This is a genomic window from Vibrio sp. Vb2880 (assembly GCF_033337975.1).
In the GTDB taxonomy this organism is placed as follows: domain Bacteria; phylum Pseudomonadota; class Gammaproteobacteria; order Enterobacterales; family Vibrionaceae; genus Vibrio; species Vibrio alginolyticus.
The window spans coordinates 368,378-383,606 of the sequence record NZ_JAWORT010000002.1 but is presented as its reverse complement, the minus strand read 5'-3'; the positions used below and the strand labels follow the sequence as shown (position 1 = coordinate 383,606).

Here is a 15,229-nt window from a genome sequence, read left to right as displayed (position 1 = left end):
ATATTCTCGATAGCCGTTTGGTGCTGTCGTTCTGGTATAACCTAGACTACTGCTTGTCTCTTCTTAGTAAAATCTCTTCTCGTTGATTTCCTCAATGCAATCGCATTGAAAAGCATTCTATCTATTTGTTTTTTAGTCTTACGTGAAACTGCGTAGGGCAATGAGTATAAGGAAATTAACAATGAAACGTATTCCAGAACCTTTCCGTATCAAAATGGTTGAGCCAATCAAAATGACGACTTTGGCAGACCGTGAAGTCGCGTTAAAAGAAGCGGGCTATAATCCATTTCTTCTTCGTAGTGATGATGTTTATATCGATTTGCTGACTGACTCAGGCACTGGTGCCATGAGTGATAATCAGTGGGCTGGTATCATGATGGGGGATGAATCCTATGCGGGGAGTCGAAATTACTACAACCTGTGTGATGCAGTGGAGCACTTCTTCGGTTATAAGCTCACCGTGCCTGCACACCAAGGGCGTGGTGCCGAGCAAATTTTGTTCCCAGCTTTGATTGAGCGTATGCGTCAGGTGCGTGGTGGCGAAACGCCAGTCTTTATCTCGAACTACCATTTTGATACCACAGCGGGTCACATTGAACTCAATGGCGGTAAAGCGATTAACGTGGTAACGGAAGAAGCATTCGACACCACTACGCCTTATGATTGGAAGGGCAATTTTGATATCGATAAGCTGGTGGCAACAATTGAAGCGCACGGTTCGCATAACATCTGTGCAATTATCACCACGATTACTTGTAATAGCTCCGGTGGTCAGCCTGTGTCGATGGAAAACATGCGCAGTGTGTACGAGATTGCAACCAAGTACGATATTCCAGTGGTGATTGACTCGGCTCGTTACTGTGAGAACGCCTACTTTATCAAGCAGCGTGAAGCGGGTTACGAGAATAAATCGATTCTGGAAATCATCCGTGAGATGTACCAGTACGGTGATATGCTCACCATGTCAGCTAAGAAAGACCCGATGGTAAACATTGGTGGCATGTGTTGTATTCGTGATCATAAGGAGTTGTTCCAGGCGGTGCAGACGCGCTGCGTACCCATGGAAGGATTTGTAACATACGGCGGCATGGCTGGGCGTGATATGGAAGCGCTCGCTCGCGGTTTGTATGAAGCCGCGGATGAGGATTTTCTTCACTATAGAATTAGCCAAGTTCAATACTTAGGTGAGCGCTTACGTGAAGGCGGTATTCCGATTCAATACCCAACGGGTGGTCATGCGGTGTTTGTGGATGCCGCTAAGATTTTGCCACATATTCCAGCTGATCAGTTTCCTGCGCAGGTATTGTGTAATGCTTTGTACTTGGAAGCGGGTATTCGAGCAGTAGAGATAGGATCGTTGCTGCTTGGTCGAGATCCGGAAACGGGTAAACAAAAAGCGTCAGAGCTTGAGTTGATGCGTTTGACCATTCCACGTCGTGTCTACACAAACGATCATATGGATTACATTGCGGATGCGATTATCGAACTGAAAAATCGTGCACATGAGTTAAAAGGGCTCACTTTCGAGTACGAGCCACCAGTGCTGCGCCACTTTACTGCTCGATTTAAAGAGATCGATTAACTCAAGTTTAAATCTAGATAATCAAAAGGCCGCGAGTTTCGCGGCCTTTTTCGATTCGTTTATTTCTTAGCGTTACAGTTAGGCTAACTCTAACGTGATGCGAACGAACTGGTCGTCTTGATACTGCACTTCATAATTGAAGGTACCACTGGCGTAAATGCTGCCAAGGAAAAGTGAGCGTTGACTCATTGGTCCGCGGAACAGCATCGAAATAGGAGCGATTAGGGCGTTATTATCATCGAAGTGCTGATTTAAGTTCTCAGAAAGCACACACAGCAAACAGCCGTGTTGGTCGTGAGATAAGTCGACGTCTTCCGGTCGCGATAATAACACGGTAGTCCCCAGTTTCTTCTCAATCTCGTTGATCAGCAGCAAGTAGCTATCTAGATCGGGTTGAGGGTTGCTGGGTTTGTCTGCACCGACGCAGCGCTCGAGTAATACTTCCAGATTTCCGTTCTCACCTTTTGCCTGCTGAGTCAAAGACTTTAACGGCTTTTTAATCAGCTTATAGCGATTACTCTTCAGTTTTGGTTTCAGCCATTTCTGAAGTAAGTCATTACGTTCTTTAAGGGAGAGGCCATGCGAGGACGCGTGAATTTTAAAGTGCAGGTGTAATAAAGCGTGAACCGCAAGCTCACTCAGAAGTTGATTAGCATCTGTAGACTGTCTTGCCTGCTTAGAACTTTGCATTACACTCGAACAAAATTAGGGAAGAAGGATAATGGTGCCGAGAGAGGGACTCGAACCCTCACACCAAAGGCACTAGCACCTCATGCTAGCGTGTCTACCAATTTCACCATCTCGGCATCATGATGCTCTGAATACTCAGAGGCCTCGAAAGAAGCAACGCGAATTATAACCAAAATCCACCTGTTGGCGAGAGCAAAATGACGAATTTTGGCTCTTTCGAGTTTGATTGCATATTTATTGGTCACTTTTATGTTTTTTACCATCAACGCCTATCGTTATTTCCTTACTTTTATTAATGGTATGACGATAAAAGAGTGCTTTTGCCTAAATTTTGAACGCTTGAACGTTTGCGTAAATAAATGTGATGAATATCTCTTTTTGTTGGCTATACTTGCGTCCCGTTTAAGCGGGAATTAGGGTTTAGTTGTTCAGGACCCTTACCCATACAAGCCGTCACATGGAGCAGGCCAAGCAACATGCTCGCCAGCAGTGAATGACCCCACGGACCGGACCAGCTACGTTCAATTGCTTGTATAAGGTAAAAATAAGATGTCGAACTATTCGTTCTGTCTACATTCTGGATCTAAAAGTGAGTTATCACTCACTGCGTTGTCCCTTTCTTCTGCCAATTCCTTTGGCTCTTTTTTCTTTTTCAACGTTTAGTAGGTCCAGCTCATGAGTGTTCTATTTAGTCTATTTGGTATTGTTGCACTGCTAGGTTGTGCTTTCCTACTTTCTGAGGGTCGTTCTTCCATTAATTGGAAAACTGTATCTCGCGCCTTGATGCTACAAATGGGGTTTGCTGCGTTAGTGCTCTATTTCCCGTTGGGTCAAGCGGCGCTGGCGAGTTTAAGTAATGGTGTCGCGGGGCTACTCAGCTTTGCTGATGAGGGGATTAAATTCCTCTTTGGTGACCTCGCTTCTTCTGGCTTTATCTTCGCTATTCGTGTCCTCCCTATCATCATCTTCTTCAGTGCTCTTATCTCCGCCCTTTACTACTTGGGCATTATGCAAAAAGTGATTCAATTTATTGGTGGCGCTATCCAGAAGTTCTTGGGTACGAGTAAAGCAGAGTCTTTGGTTGCAACAGGGAACATCTTCTTATCTCAAGGCGAGTCACCACTTCTTATTCGTCCATTTCTTTCTAACATGACTCGCTCTGAACTGTTTGCTGTGATGGCTGGTGGTATGGCTTCAGTGGCGGGCAGTGTGCTTGGTGGTTATGCTGGTTTGGGTGTCGACCTCAAATACTTGATCGCGGCAAGCTTTATGGCAGCACCAGGTAGTTTGATGATGGCAAAAATCATCGTTCCTGAGCGTCAAACGCCAAGCGATTACAACAATATTGAGCTAGATAAATCAGAAGAAAGCAACGTAATTGATGCGCTAGCAAGCGGTGCTATGGGCGGTATGAAAGTTGCTGTTGCTGTTGGTACCATGCTTATCGCTTTCGTGAGTGTTATCGCGATGGTGAACACGGGGCTAGAAAACTTGGGCGAGATACTTGGTTTCTCTGGCGTAACGCTACAAGCGATTTTGGGTTATTTGTTTGCACCTCTAGCGTGGTTGATTGGTGTGCCAAGCCACGAAATCCTAGCTGCGGGTTCATACATTGGTCAGAAAGTGGTGATGAATGAGTTTGTTGCGTTTATCGATTTTGTGCAGCACAAAGCGACACTGTCTGAGCATGCTCAAATTATTATCACTTTTGCGTTGTGTGGTTTTGCGAACATTGGCTCAATTGCGATTCAGTTGGGCTCTATTGGCGTGATGGCACCTGAGCGCCGCAAAGATGTTGCAAGTCTAGGCCTAAAAGCGGTTGCTGCTGGTACACTCGCTAACCTGATGAGTGCTTGCTTAGCGGGCATTTTTATCTCTCTCTAATTTAGATTGAAGATCCACACTAAAAACCCGCCTAAATGGCGGGTTTTGTTATTTCTAAGGCTTGGGCATTAAGCCGTAAGGTATCGATTTAAAAGCCTCTGGGTGCTCTTGATAAGTTGGCGCTTTATGTACGCCTTTCCAATCGAGCAGCATGATGGCTAGCACGTTACGGTGTTCGCCGTACTTGAGATCAAAGTTACCGTCGACCGACGGAATCATCCCTTTTTCTGCGTTGATTGCGTGACGAATGGCTTGGCGGGTTTTCTTTACGACCGGATCATGGTCCAAGCCTGCTAACAAAAACGAAATGCCGACTTCCGCAATCACGTCTTCTTTGGCGCGCAGTAGGATAGTGTCGATATTGTTGCGAAAGTAATCATAAATCCATTGGTGTTTCTTCTCGCTTACTCGCTCCTGATAATACTGTGAATCGGCAAAGATGATGTGCGTCATACCATAGAGTTTGTTCCAATACTGCTGAGCTGAAAGCATCTTATCTTTATCGTCGGGGTAGGTGTCACGGAAGGTTTGATTGAATTTCTCGACCACATCTTGCTCTCCTAACTGACGAAGCCAGTAGACTTGGTTTGCAAGCTGAGCTGCCCATGCTTCTATCATCTCTTTGTCCGTAACGTAACGCGAGAAATCGTAGCGCCTAATAATTTTTCTCAGCGTTTTGTCTTGTTTATGTTGTAGGCCGTATTCGTTTGCTCTTGCTATTGCGCCAAGCAAATCCACACCAAGATAAAGGTACTCAGGATGGTGTTTAGTCACGGTATAGCGTCGCTGACCTCGTTCGGTTTCTTTCTCTTGATACGTGGTCAGCCTTTGAGATGAATAGAGAATGATGTCTTCTGGTTCAACGACTTCATTAGCAAATTGGTTTAACCGGCTGGCTACTTGTGCCATGTCGGTCCAAATGGCAGCGTGATATTTCTCATCTAATGTTTGGCGGTACATGCGTAAGCCAAAATGGCCCTCTTTAAACGCCGGGAAAGTGAACAGTTCTTGTTCGTAGGTACTACGAATCAACTGCGCTGATTGAGTATTATCGAGAAGCGGTACGTCTTCCTGTGATGCCTGAGCAGCAAAGGTAAGTGAGCAAGAGAGTAAGACCGCTAAGCTAAGAGGTTTAATACGCATAAATCCATTCCCTATGAAGTCCTGAGCCTAAACCTACCATCAATATTAATTGAGAATGTAAAAGCTGAGTCAATAGTTGAAAATTTGCCTAAAAGTCAGGTTGATACGTTCATCTTTGGTTTTCGCGGTTTTTGGTACGCAGTGCTTCCAGTGATGCTGAAGCTCGCCAGCCATAATCAGTAAGGAGCCGTGAGAAAGCTCGTATTCAATCTCAGTTTTACAATGTAAATTTCTAAGCAAAAATCGACGTGTTTCACCTAAGTTCAAAGATGCGATAACAGGGTTTCTACCTAACTCTGGTTCATTATCTTGGTGCCAGCCCATTGAGTCTTGGCCGTGTCGATATAAGTTAGCGAGAACAGAATTAAAAGTGACATCAGCAACTGATTCACAACGCACCTTGAGCTGAGTTAACTCAGGAGTCCAAGGGTGAGGCTGCATGGTTAAGCCTGAGTAAGTATATGCTGCATCACCGTGCCACGCTTGTAAGCGAGGTTGAAGTACTGACTTGCCGAACATAGTAATGTCTTCTTGGTGCCATGGCAGTGTCTTTCGAAGTTGGTCAAAGTAATTATCCGCCTCAAGATGGTTAAGAAATTGAGGATCATAATAAAGTTTTCCTCTTTCTACTTCTTGCCATAGATCGCCGCCAAATAAATCGCCTTGTTGATGCATCATCTCACACCTAAAACATAAAAGTTGTCAATCACTGTTACCTTTCTGATTATGATTGGTTATTCTTGTGATAATAAGAATTTTAACAATAAATAAAAAATCTCGTAGTTGTATACGAGTTGTGGGGAGAAAATGCGTTATTTACCCAGAAAACGATGCTATTTTGCATTGTTCTTCCTCACCTTTTTCGCTTTGTGTATTGGGGTTATCGAGCTGTTAAATCGAAACCAGCAAGAGCTTCACAAAGAGCGAGTTCAAGTTGAGGCCAAAGAACAACTTTCCATTCTCCGTTCCAATTTGGAAGCGGTACTTATGGCGGATATCTACAAAGCCAGTACTTTAGCGACACTCATTACGTTACTTCCTAAAAACCAAGAAGAAGAATTGAGTATCGCCGCTCACCGAATCCTAAATAAAAGTAAACATATTACAATCATCGGTATCGCGAAAAATGATGTAATTAGTCATGTATTTCCACGCCAAGGTAATGAGCGCCTAATCGGCCTTGATTACCGCGCAGTGCCACAGCAGTGGGTACAGGTGCAAAAAGCCAAGGATGTACAAGAAATTTTCATCGCAGGGCCAGTGACTTTGATTCAAGGTGGCCGAGGTTTGATCGTGCGTGTGCCTGTTTTTCTTGATCCTCCAATGAATCAGGACTACTGGGGAGTGATCAGTGCGGTGATTGATTTCGATGCTCTGATGAGAGAAACCGGCGTAATTGATTTCTCGTATCGTTACCCTTTAATGATCCGTGGTTACGATAGCGGTGGCTCATTTGGTGATGCTTTCTTTGGCGCGCAAAGTGTAAATAGCATGGTATATGCAAAAGAGATGGTTCATTTTCCTTATGGTGGGTGGAGTATGGTGGTTTTCTCTGGAGGCAAAGCTGATCGCCAAATCTCTTGGCATCAGTTGCATTTAGCTAGAGTAATCGGCTATCCCATTATATTCGCACTTAGCCTCGCGCTGTTCGCCATTTATCGACTGTATACCATTGCAGATGACAGAGCTTTACACGATGAACTCACGAATTTACCAAACCGTCGCTATTTTATGAAGTTTTACAAGCAGCAGTTCGAAATAGCGAAACGTTATAAAAAGCGTTATAGCTTCGCCTTAATTAATATTGACCTAGATAGGTTTAAACACATTAACGACACCTATGGTCACGACGCAGGTGACAAAGTTTTAATCGCTACGGCTGAAAGGGTAAAAAGCTCTCTGCGTAAATCAGACATCGTGGCCAGAATGGGCGGTGATGAGTTTTTAGTTGTAGTTCATCACCCAGGAACGGAAGAAAATGTTCAGTCCCTTCTACAAAAACTTCGATTAGCGCTATGCTCGACGCCCGTCATTTACGATGAAACGCTTATCTATTTGAAAGCCAGTATTGGGTACGCGATATTTGACCCGAAAATGTCATCTCCTGAGCAAATGATGAAAATAGCCGATGAGAGAATGTATCAACAAAAGCATGGCGGATGAGCCTGAACCCAGTTTCAATAAGGGGTTAGAAGAATGGTAAAGTTGGGAGCCCGAAATCTCATCATCATTGAGGTGCAAGAATATGTGACTTCATATGTTCACAGACACTTTGCTGAGAGAGTCGTTATTAGCAGTGCATTCAGTGGCATATTTGCATAATGTTGCATTTTGCAAATGCAGTTTGCGAAATTAATGGTTAATAAAGCAACGATATGCATCTGGATCTACTAAAAAACGGCTTTTTTAAAGTTGGCACGCATCGTGCATTACTTAGAGTGACCCTTATTAAGCCGAGGGTCACCTAGCCAACTGACGTTGTTAGTGAATACAAATTGTTCACAAGTATATACCGCCAATCACGTTTATTGTGATTGGCGTTTTTTCTTTCTAAAGCCCGATGATATTCACGTCGCTGCCCGTCTCATCAGCTTCTCCGCACTTGCTGTAACAACTAGGTTGTCTTGGACAAACCGCCCCTCTGGAGCAGATCAACCTTGCTTGGGTTTGAATCCCGCGCTCTATCCAGTTGATGTTTAATATCTTAGCGATAGTCGTTAAGTCTTTTTTGATGTGGGGAGGAATAACACTACTTCCGCCGGAAGCGACACAAAGGGACTTAAGTTCTTCCGCTATGGAAACGGCATCGCCACCTTGTGCAGAAATGGCAGGGTTAAGATCAATACCGGCACATAGCACGCGATTATTCCCCGCAGGATCAAATACGTTGACCGATTCGCAGCAGTAGATACGTGGCTCGTCGCCAACATTTAAAATCGAAATTTGCGCTGAACTGGTATCCAAAGGCTGGGAAAGGCGTCGGAATACCGCCCAGTGCTGGCAAGGGTCGTTCACTTTGCGCATGTTACCCCAAGGCAATGGAATACCATTTCCGCGATACACGGCTTTTAACTTGCCAGGGCCATAGGCATCAAAATAGTGCCAATGAGGGTAAGGCGAGACCACCGTCATGCGACGCATTGCAACAGAAGGAGAAACCCCCGCCTTTTTGTGAACATCAATCTCGTAACCAGAACGGTCAAGCAACTGACGAAAGGGTACTTTGGGGCAGAGTAGGGCACCGGCAAAGAAGCTGGACTCAAAATCACGCCAAGCTTGCAGGATATCTTGCGAATTGAGTTCAGAGTTAGACACAGGGCTGTCCATTTGCTCCCAATTGTTTTGATGCCCGATAGATAAAACGTTATTCATTGCATCGCTGCTATGGAGCACTCGATGGCCGATATATACCGCCAAGTCATACTTCAATCGGGTTGGATAGTCACGCATTCGTTTATTGAGATAAATAGTCCCAGGTGGCTCCATGAAAGACGTAATCAACTGTTTGGCGCTGACGCCCAGTTCATCAATCACATCTTGTGGCGCTCGATCTACCCAGCGGATATCCAATCCCATACTCTTTGCAATGTCTACGAGATCTTCTACAGATAGATTCAACCGCTTCAAGCCGACCTCTTCGGCGGCGCGCTCTAAATCAGGAAAATGGTTTTGATGGTTTTCTTGGTGTGCGCGGATCAGTAAGTGGGCGAATTGACGCCCCGTGATACCTGTTTGGGAGAGCATTTCTGGTATCGCGATTTGAAGAATATCATTGGAAAACAGGAAGCTCGGCTCCAACGCCATGCCACTAATCCCGCCACGATTTCCTTTGTTGGGTGTGATGGCTTCTAATTCGGGTTCATCATCTAAAAACCACGCCGGATCTTTTTGAAAAACTTCCGCGATCACTTCGAGCATATCGATACTCGGTACGCGTTTTCCGCGCTCAATCATCGAAAGGTAAGAAACCGAAGGAGCGTACTCTGGATTAATTCTTACACAACGGGCAGACAAATCTTCCATCGTTAAATGGTTGTTTTTTCTTAGGTTACGAATTTTCGTACCAAGAAAATGAGACTGACGAATAAGGCTTTTTGACACAGACATTTTGTAAAATTCACATTGTAAAATTTTTGTTGTGAAATTGTAGTCAATATTTCGCTAGTCTACATAATGAGCAGGCAAGGAAATTAACCATCCACTTCACAGAATTGCCTGAAACTTAAATAAAGGATTTAAGTTTTTACTCTAGGACGAGTTTTTAAGTGCGAGGATATGACGATGAATATGCTGAACTTCGATAAAAAAGAGATGCAACAACAACAACGCCCATTTATCGCTGAAGCCGTATTTGCCGTCGAAGCGGTAAGTGCTGAGCAGCAGAGTGAGAAACAAGTAAAAGCGAAGCAACTGCTTGACCGCATGTTCCCATTGGAGAACGGGTCGCACCAAGATGTATCAAGTTACGTGATTGATTACCGCCATGTTTTGGCTTATTTCAAAGACGGTACACACAGCGGCCTGAAAAGCCCAAAACACTTCGTGGCGTACACTGGTGAAAAGGAAGATCCAAAATCGATTTTGTTTAAAGATGATTCGGGCAATCATGTAGAAGTGCTGTTTGGCTGTCATAAAGGCACTGGTTGCGTGGAATTAGTGGACATTGATGATATTCAATTGGAAACTCGCACGACGTTTCATCCTGAACTAACTTGCAATGCACCAACCGCGATGCGCCATTGGATAAGTCTAATCAAAGGCGACAAAAAAGGTAAGCCGATGGCATGCAGTGAAGATAAAGAATATACCGCAAAAAATGGTGACGACTACATTCTAAGTTACTGTTACAGCGTCGATTAAGATACTCATGATTAGATACAAAAACCCCGCACTTTACAGCGCGGGGTTTTCTTTTTCATCATAAAAGTCGTTTTCTCTTAGCCAGTTTATTTAAATTGGCATCACGCGGTTACGACCGAGTTGTTTTGCTTCATAAAGCTGTTTATCGGCTTTATTGATTAAGGCTTCAGGCGTATCACCCGGCTCAAATTCTGCTACCCCAAAAGAAGCGGTAATGCTGTGAACTTGTGTGCCTGAGCGCTTATCTTTGATACGCAGTTTTTCTATCATCCGGCGTAGTGTGTCTGCATATTGGCGAGCAATTCGCAGAGATTTGTTAGGTACAATTAACGCGAATTCTTCACCACCAAAACGGTACGCACATATCCCATCTCGACAGCTTTGTTGTAGCCGGCGGGCAATGGCTTTTAATACTGTATCGCCAAAAAGGTGCCCGTAATTGTCGTTAAATGATTTGAAATGATCGATATCAAGCATGATTAAGGTCATTGCCTGATTTGATGCGATAAGTGAAGAGAGATCTTTGTCAAATGCTCGGCGGTTGTATAGGTTTGACAAACCATCGAACAACGCATCTTGCTGTACTTCAGCCAGTTGATTTTTGAGGCGAGAAATTTCTTCACTCGCGTTAGTCAATTGGCTATTCAAAAACTTTGTTGAGTGACGAATTTCGTGTGACTCTGCGACAAGTTGACGAATCACCACCATCACTTCTTCAATGCTTAGGCTATTGTCCTCAACTTTTTCCAGTTTATTAAAGCTTTTGTCTACCATCTCAGAAAAGGAGGAAGTATCTGAAATCGTATCGCTCATTGAACTGGATACTTCATGTAGCAGAACTTCTACATTGGTTCTAAGATCTTCAAGGCTGGTTTCTGCTTTGCTGGCCACATAGTTGTTGTAAAGCTGTTTATTGGTTGCTGGCGGGCAAATACCGTAGTTTTCTAACACCGTGTCTAACTCAAAGTTGAGTTCTGGAATGGTCTTGTCAACGTAGGTATACCAAAGCGCGTAGTTGGCTGGCGTGGCAGCAACATGGTTTTTGATCATCAGTGGGACCGCTTTTTTTAAATTAGCGGTTGATTTCTTAAACTCGTCGGTCATTTCTGCGATGGTACTAGCAAAATGGGATTGGGCTTAGATTAACGGATATTAACTAATGTCGCTTTAATTTTTATCACTTTTGCATGGTTTATATAGAAAATGAGTGATTAAGATCGTGATCAATACCGTTGGATTCAAATTTTATAAAATATCAGTATGAAACATGTACAGGCATTTGGTGGTATTGCGTGTTTTGAGATATCCAGCAAATGGATTCCGTGTGAACGTTAGTAACCTAATGATCGTCAAACTCTCGTTTTCGTATAAAAGCAAGTAAATCAAAAGGCTTAACGTCAGGGTCTCCGTGAAAAGAACTCGTAGACGAAGAATTAACATCTGAGGGTGCGAATTGAAAAAGAAAATAGGACTTTATTGGTTCACGAACGACTTGCGATTGCACGACAACCCACTGTTGAAAAGCGCCAGTGTAGAAATGGACGAGTTAATTTGCTTGTATTGCTACCCTTCAATGACGCCTTACTTGCATCACTTTGCGCAGGAAGCCTCTTTCGGGCGTGCGAAATTGCAGTTTCTCGACGCATCGCTTAGTGAACTCAATCAATCTTTGAATCATCTTGGTCAGCGATTATGGGCGGTTGAACTAACGCCCGATCAAGCAATCAAGTATGCTGTTAATCGCTTCGGCGTCACACATATATATGCTGACGCCTTTCCCGGTTCGGATGAGCAACAAGCGTTAGATCGCGCAGTTGAAGGCGCGTCTCATGTAAAAATAAAACAGCAAGCAATCCGGACCCTGTTAAGGGAAGAACAACTGCCATTTGACTTGAGCAATCTGCCTACGACTTTCACGCAGTTTAGAAAGCAAGTTGAAGGTTTAGACATCTCTCGGCCCCACGAGAGTATCCGTTCGTTACCTCCAATTCCTTTAGGTGTGAATCTTCCTTCCGTTACTGCATATTACTTTGACACAAAAGCTGCGTTTCATGGTGGAGAAAGCCGCGGGCTTGAACATTGTCGCCAGTATTTTGCTTCCACACTAGCCAGTGAATACAAACAAACACGCAACGGTTTAGATGGCATGGATTACTCTACCAAGTTCTCTCCTTGGTTAGCTAATGGGTGCCTTTCTCCGAGAACTGTTTATGCCATGTTGAAACGTTATGAAGCGGAGAATGGCGCAAATGATTCAACCTACTGGATTTACTTCGAACTGCTTTGGCGTGAATACTTTTATTGGTATGCCCGTCGATACAAGCGACAGCTCTTCCGATTCGGTGGCATCCAAAATCGAGCACCACTCACCAGCTTTTACGCGCACCGTTTCCAACAATGGAAGAAAGGTGAAACGCCATTTCCTATCGTCAATGCGTGTATGCACCAACTTAATGAAACCGGTTATATGTCGAATCGTGGCAGACAGTTAGTCGCCAGTTGTTTAGTGCATGAGCTTGGCCTCGATTGGCGTTATGGCGCGGCATACTTTGAGTCACAACTGGTTGATTACGATGTGGCATCGAACTGGGGAAACTGGCAATACTTAGCAGGCGTTGGTGCTGATCCGCGTGGTTCACGACAATTCAACCTCGAAAAGCAAACCGAAATGTACGATCCGCACATGGAGTTCATCGATAAGTGGCAAGGTCGTTGTGCTGGTGCACATTTGGATAGTGTAGACATGGTCGATTGGCCTATCGTAATGGGCAGCAGTGATAAAGCTTCGTCATCGGAGAAACCGTAATGCGATTTGAAACCGTACGATTGATCTTGGGCGATCAACTTAACAGTGAGCACTCTTGGTTTCAGCAACCGGATGAGCAAGTGCTTTACCTGATTGCAGAACTCAAGCAAGAGAATACTTACGTCACGCACCATATTCAGAAAGTGTGTGCGTTCTTTTCTGCAATGGAACAGTTTGCGAAAGAGCGTCAGAGCGAGGGTCACCAAGTTCTGCACCTCACATTGGATGACACACAAACCTTCGACGATCTTGAGCAAGTCTTGCAACACTACGTAAGCGAAGTTGGTGCAAGTAAGTTTGAATATCAACGCCCCGATGAATACCGTTTACTAGAACAGTTAGCCAAACTAAAGCTTGATGGGGTCGTGGCACGTTGTGTCGATTCGGAACACTTTTTGTTGCCGTTTGAAGAAATAGAATTGCAGTTTCCTCAAGGCAAACACATCATGATGGAGCACTTTTATCGCCGCATGCGCAAGCGCTTCGACATCTTGATGCAAGACGGAAAGCCTGTAGGCGGGAAATGGAATTACGATGCCAACAACCGTAACAAGCTCAAAGCCAAAGACATTGAACAACTGCCACAACCTTTGATGTTCAGTACCGACGTGCGTGGCATTGTTGAGCGGTTGGCAAAACATGACATCGAAACCATCGGAAATCTTGAAGGAGACTTGTTGTGGCCGAACAATCGCGCGCAGAGCTTGTCTTTACTCGCGCATTTCTGCCAAGTCTGTCTACCGCTGTTCGGTCGTTTTCAAGACGCCATGACAGGTCAGCACGATGCTAAGTGGAGCTTGTATCACAGCCGAATTTCATTCTCGCTGAACAGCAAAATGCTGCACCCGAGAGAAGTCATAGATGCATCACTCAAGGCATTTCATTCCAACGCGGACATCGACATTTCTCAAGTAGAGGGGTTTATTCGCCAAATCTTAGGATGGCGAGAGTATATCCGAGGCGTCTACTGGGCGAATATGCCTCATTACCCGAAAAAGAACGAGTTGGGCGCAGAAAGAAAGTTGCCAGACTTCTTTTGGAATGGCGAAACCAAAATGGCCTGTATGCGCAATGCGATTAGTCAGTCTCTCGATTATGCCTACGCACACCACATCCAACGTTTAATGGTGACTGGTAATTTTTGCTTGTTAACCGAGATCGACCCAGATCAAGTGGATGAGTGGTATCTCGGTATCTATGTGGATGCAATTGAGTGGGTAGAAATGCCGAACACTCGTGGTATGGCATTGTTTGCAGATGGCGGCATTGTTGGCACCAAACCTTACGCAGCGAGTGGCTCTTACATCAACAAGATGAGCGACTACTGCAAGGGCTGCCATTACGACAACAAATCGCGCAGTGGAGAAGGCTCTTGTCCGTTTAACAGTCTTTATTGGCGCTTTATGAACAAGCACGACAAGCGTCTCGCAACCAATCCACGAATCGGGATGATTTTCCGCTCTTGGGACAACATGGAAGAACAGCAGCGCCAAGCGATACTCGATACCGCAGAGCATTACATAGAAAACGTGGAGAACTTGTGATGGAAATTCTCATCATCGGTGGCAATGGTGGAATTGGTTTGGCGGTGGTACAAGAAGCCGCAGTTCGGTTCCCTCAAGCTCGCGTGCATGCCACTTATCGTAAGCAGCAACCAGATTGGCAACACCCAAATGTCTTTTGGCATCAAGTGGATGTATCGCAAGAAGGGGAGGTAAAAGCGTTCAGTGAGCAGATTGAACACGTCGATTGGTTGGTGAACTGCGTTGGTATGTTGCACACCCAAGAGAAAGGCCCTGAGAAGAACCTTAGCTCGCTCGACACTGACTTTTTTCAGCAAACCATCACGGTTAATACTTTGCCAAGTTTACTGTTGGCGAAATACTTCACGCCCAAGCTAAAACGCAGTACTGCACCTAAGTTTGCGACCATTTCGGCCAAAGTTGGCAGCATTAGCGATAATCAGTTAGGTGGTTGGTACAGCTATCGAGCATCAAAAGCCGCATTAAACATGTTCCTCAAAACCATGTCGATCGAATGGCAAAGAATGGTCAAACATGGCACGGTGCTTTCACTTCACCCTGGAACCACAGATACCGCTTTGTCGGCACCTTTTCAAACCAATGTCCCAGAGGGAAAGTTGTTCACGCCAGAGCGAGTTGCTAAGGATTTATTAGGCTTGATAGAAAAAGCAACCCCGCAAGATAGCGGGGCGTTTTGGGCTTATGATGGGACGTTATTACCTTGGTAAGAGAACGCGTACA

Annotated in this window: 12 protein-coding genes and 1 tRNA gene; 7 read left to right on the top strand and 6 right to left on the bottom strand. The window is 44.7% G+C overall.

Annotation, left to right across the window (positions count from 1 at the left end; all coding sequences use genetic code 11):
• The first annotated feature begins 181 nt into the window (after positions 1-181).
• Complete coding sequence (locus R7M92_RS03695) at positions 182-1,582, top strand: tryptophanase (RefSeq protein WP_005384172.1); 1,401 nt, start codon at positions 182-184, stop codon at positions 1,580-1,582.
• Positions 1,583-1,660: 78 nt separating this feature from the next.
• On the opposite strand, the gene R7M92_RS03690 is transcribed toward R7M92_RS03695, so the two are convergent.
• Together R7M92_RS03690 and R7M92_RS03685 are read right to left on the bottom strand one after the other, a co-directional pair.
• Positions 1,661-2,272 carry a DUF2913 family protein gene (locus R7M92_RS03690; protein ID WP_017819727.1) on the bottom strand — a complete coding sequence of 204 codons (612 nt, stop codon included), beginning with the start codon at positions 2,270-2,272 and terminating at the stop codon, positions 1,661-1,663.
• A 32-nt stretch (positions 2,273-2,304) separates the two neighbouring features.
• Positions 2,305-2,388 (bottom strand) — tRNA-Leu (locus R7M92_RS03685).
• Between the two features lie 559 nt (positions 2,389-2,947).
• Between R7M92_RS03685 and R7M92_RS03680 the strand changes: the two genes are divergently transcribed.
• Entirely contained in the window at positions 2,948-4,156 is a 1,209-nt protein-coding gene (locus tag R7M92_RS03680) for a NupC/NupG family nucleoside CNT transporter (protein WP_262634462.1), read from the top strand.
• A gap of 54 nt (positions 4,157-4,210) precedes the next feature.
• Here R7M92_RS03680 and R7M92_RS03675 read toward each other — a convergent pair whose 3' ends face one another.
• Together R7M92_RS03675 and R7M92_RS03670 are read right to left on the bottom strand one after the other, a co-directional pair.
• Positions 4,211-5,299, bottom strand: coding sequence for a DUF3541 domain-containing protein (locus R7M92_RS03675; RefSeq protein WP_318132725.1), 1,089 nt, complete (start codon positions 5,297-5,299; stop codon positions 4,211-4,213).
• A gap of 69 nt (positions 5,300-5,368) precedes the next feature.
• Positions 5,369-5,974 carry an alpha-ketoglutarate-dependent dioxygenase AlkB gene (locus R7M92_RS03670; protein WP_318132751.1) on the bottom strand — a complete coding sequence of 202 codons (606 nt, stop codon included), beginning with the start codon at positions 5,972-5,974 and terminating at the stop codon, positions 5,369-5,371.
• 132 nt (positions 5,975-6,106) lie between these two features.
• Between R7M92_RS03670 and R7M92_RS03665 the strand changes: the two genes are divergently transcribed.
• Positions 6,107-7,462, top strand: a complete 1,356-nt coding sequence (locus R7M92_RS03665; RefSeq protein ID WP_021035911.1) for a diguanylate cyclase — start codon at positions 6,107-6,109, stop codon at positions 7,460-7,462.
• Positions 7,463-7,849: 387 nt separating this feature from the next.
• On the opposite strand, the gene R7M92_RS03660 is transcribed toward R7M92_RS03665, so the two are convergent.
• The gene (locus tag R7M92_RS03660) at positions 7,850-9,406 is read right to left on the bottom strand and encodes a DUF3612 domain-containing protein (RefSeq protein WP_080773721.1); all 1,557 of its coding nucleotides are present in this window, start codon (positions 9,404-9,406) and stop codon (positions 7,850-7,852) included.
• A gap of 174 nt (positions 9,407-9,580) precedes the next feature.
• On the opposite strand from R7M92_RS03660, the gene R7M92_RS03655 reads away from it, so the two are divergent.
• On the top strand, positions 9,581-10,159 hold the full coding sequence (locus tag R7M92_RS03655; protein WP_225474145.1) for a hypothetical protein: 579 nt from the start codon (positions 9,581-9,583) through the stop codon (positions 10,157-10,159).
• Positions 10,160-10,249: 90 nt separating this feature from the next.
• On the opposite strand, the gene R7M92_RS03650 is transcribed toward R7M92_RS03655, so the two are convergent.
• Positions 10,250-11,263: a GGDEF domain-containing protein gene (locus R7M92_RS03650; protein ID WP_225474146.1), complete on the bottom strand. Its 1,014-nt coding sequence runs from the start codon at positions 11,261-11,263 to the stop codon at positions 10,250-10,252.
• A gap of 349 nt (positions 11,264-11,612) precedes the next feature.
• On the opposite strand from R7M92_RS03650, the gene R7M92_RS03645 reads away from it, so the two are divergent.
• The 3 genes from R7M92_RS03645 to R7M92_RS03635 are packed head-to-tail and all read left to right on the top strand — an operon-like array spanning position 11,613 to position 15,216.
• Positions 11,613-12,965: a DASH family cryptochrome gene (locus tag R7M92_RS03645; RefSeq protein ID WP_206958693.1), complete on the top strand. Its 1,353-nt coding sequence runs from the start codon at positions 11,613-11,615 to the stop codon at positions 12,963-12,965.
• Positions 12,965-14,509 (top strand): cryptochrome/photolyase family protein, encoded by a 1,545-nt coding sequence (locus R7M92_RS03640; RefSeq protein ID WP_225474147.1) that lies wholly within the window; start codon positions 12,965-12,967, stop codon positions 14,507-14,509. The genes R7M92_RS03645 and R7M92_RS03640 overlap by 1 nt, the downstream gene beginning before the upstream one ends.
• Entirely contained in the window at positions 14,509-15,216 is a 708-nt protein-coding gene (locus R7M92_RS03635; protein ID WP_225474156.1) for an SDR family oxidoreductase, read from the top strand. Before R7M92_RS03640 ends, R7M92_RS03635 begins: the two co-directional genes overlap by 1 nt.
• Positions 15,217-15,229 lie beyond the last annotated feature (13 nt).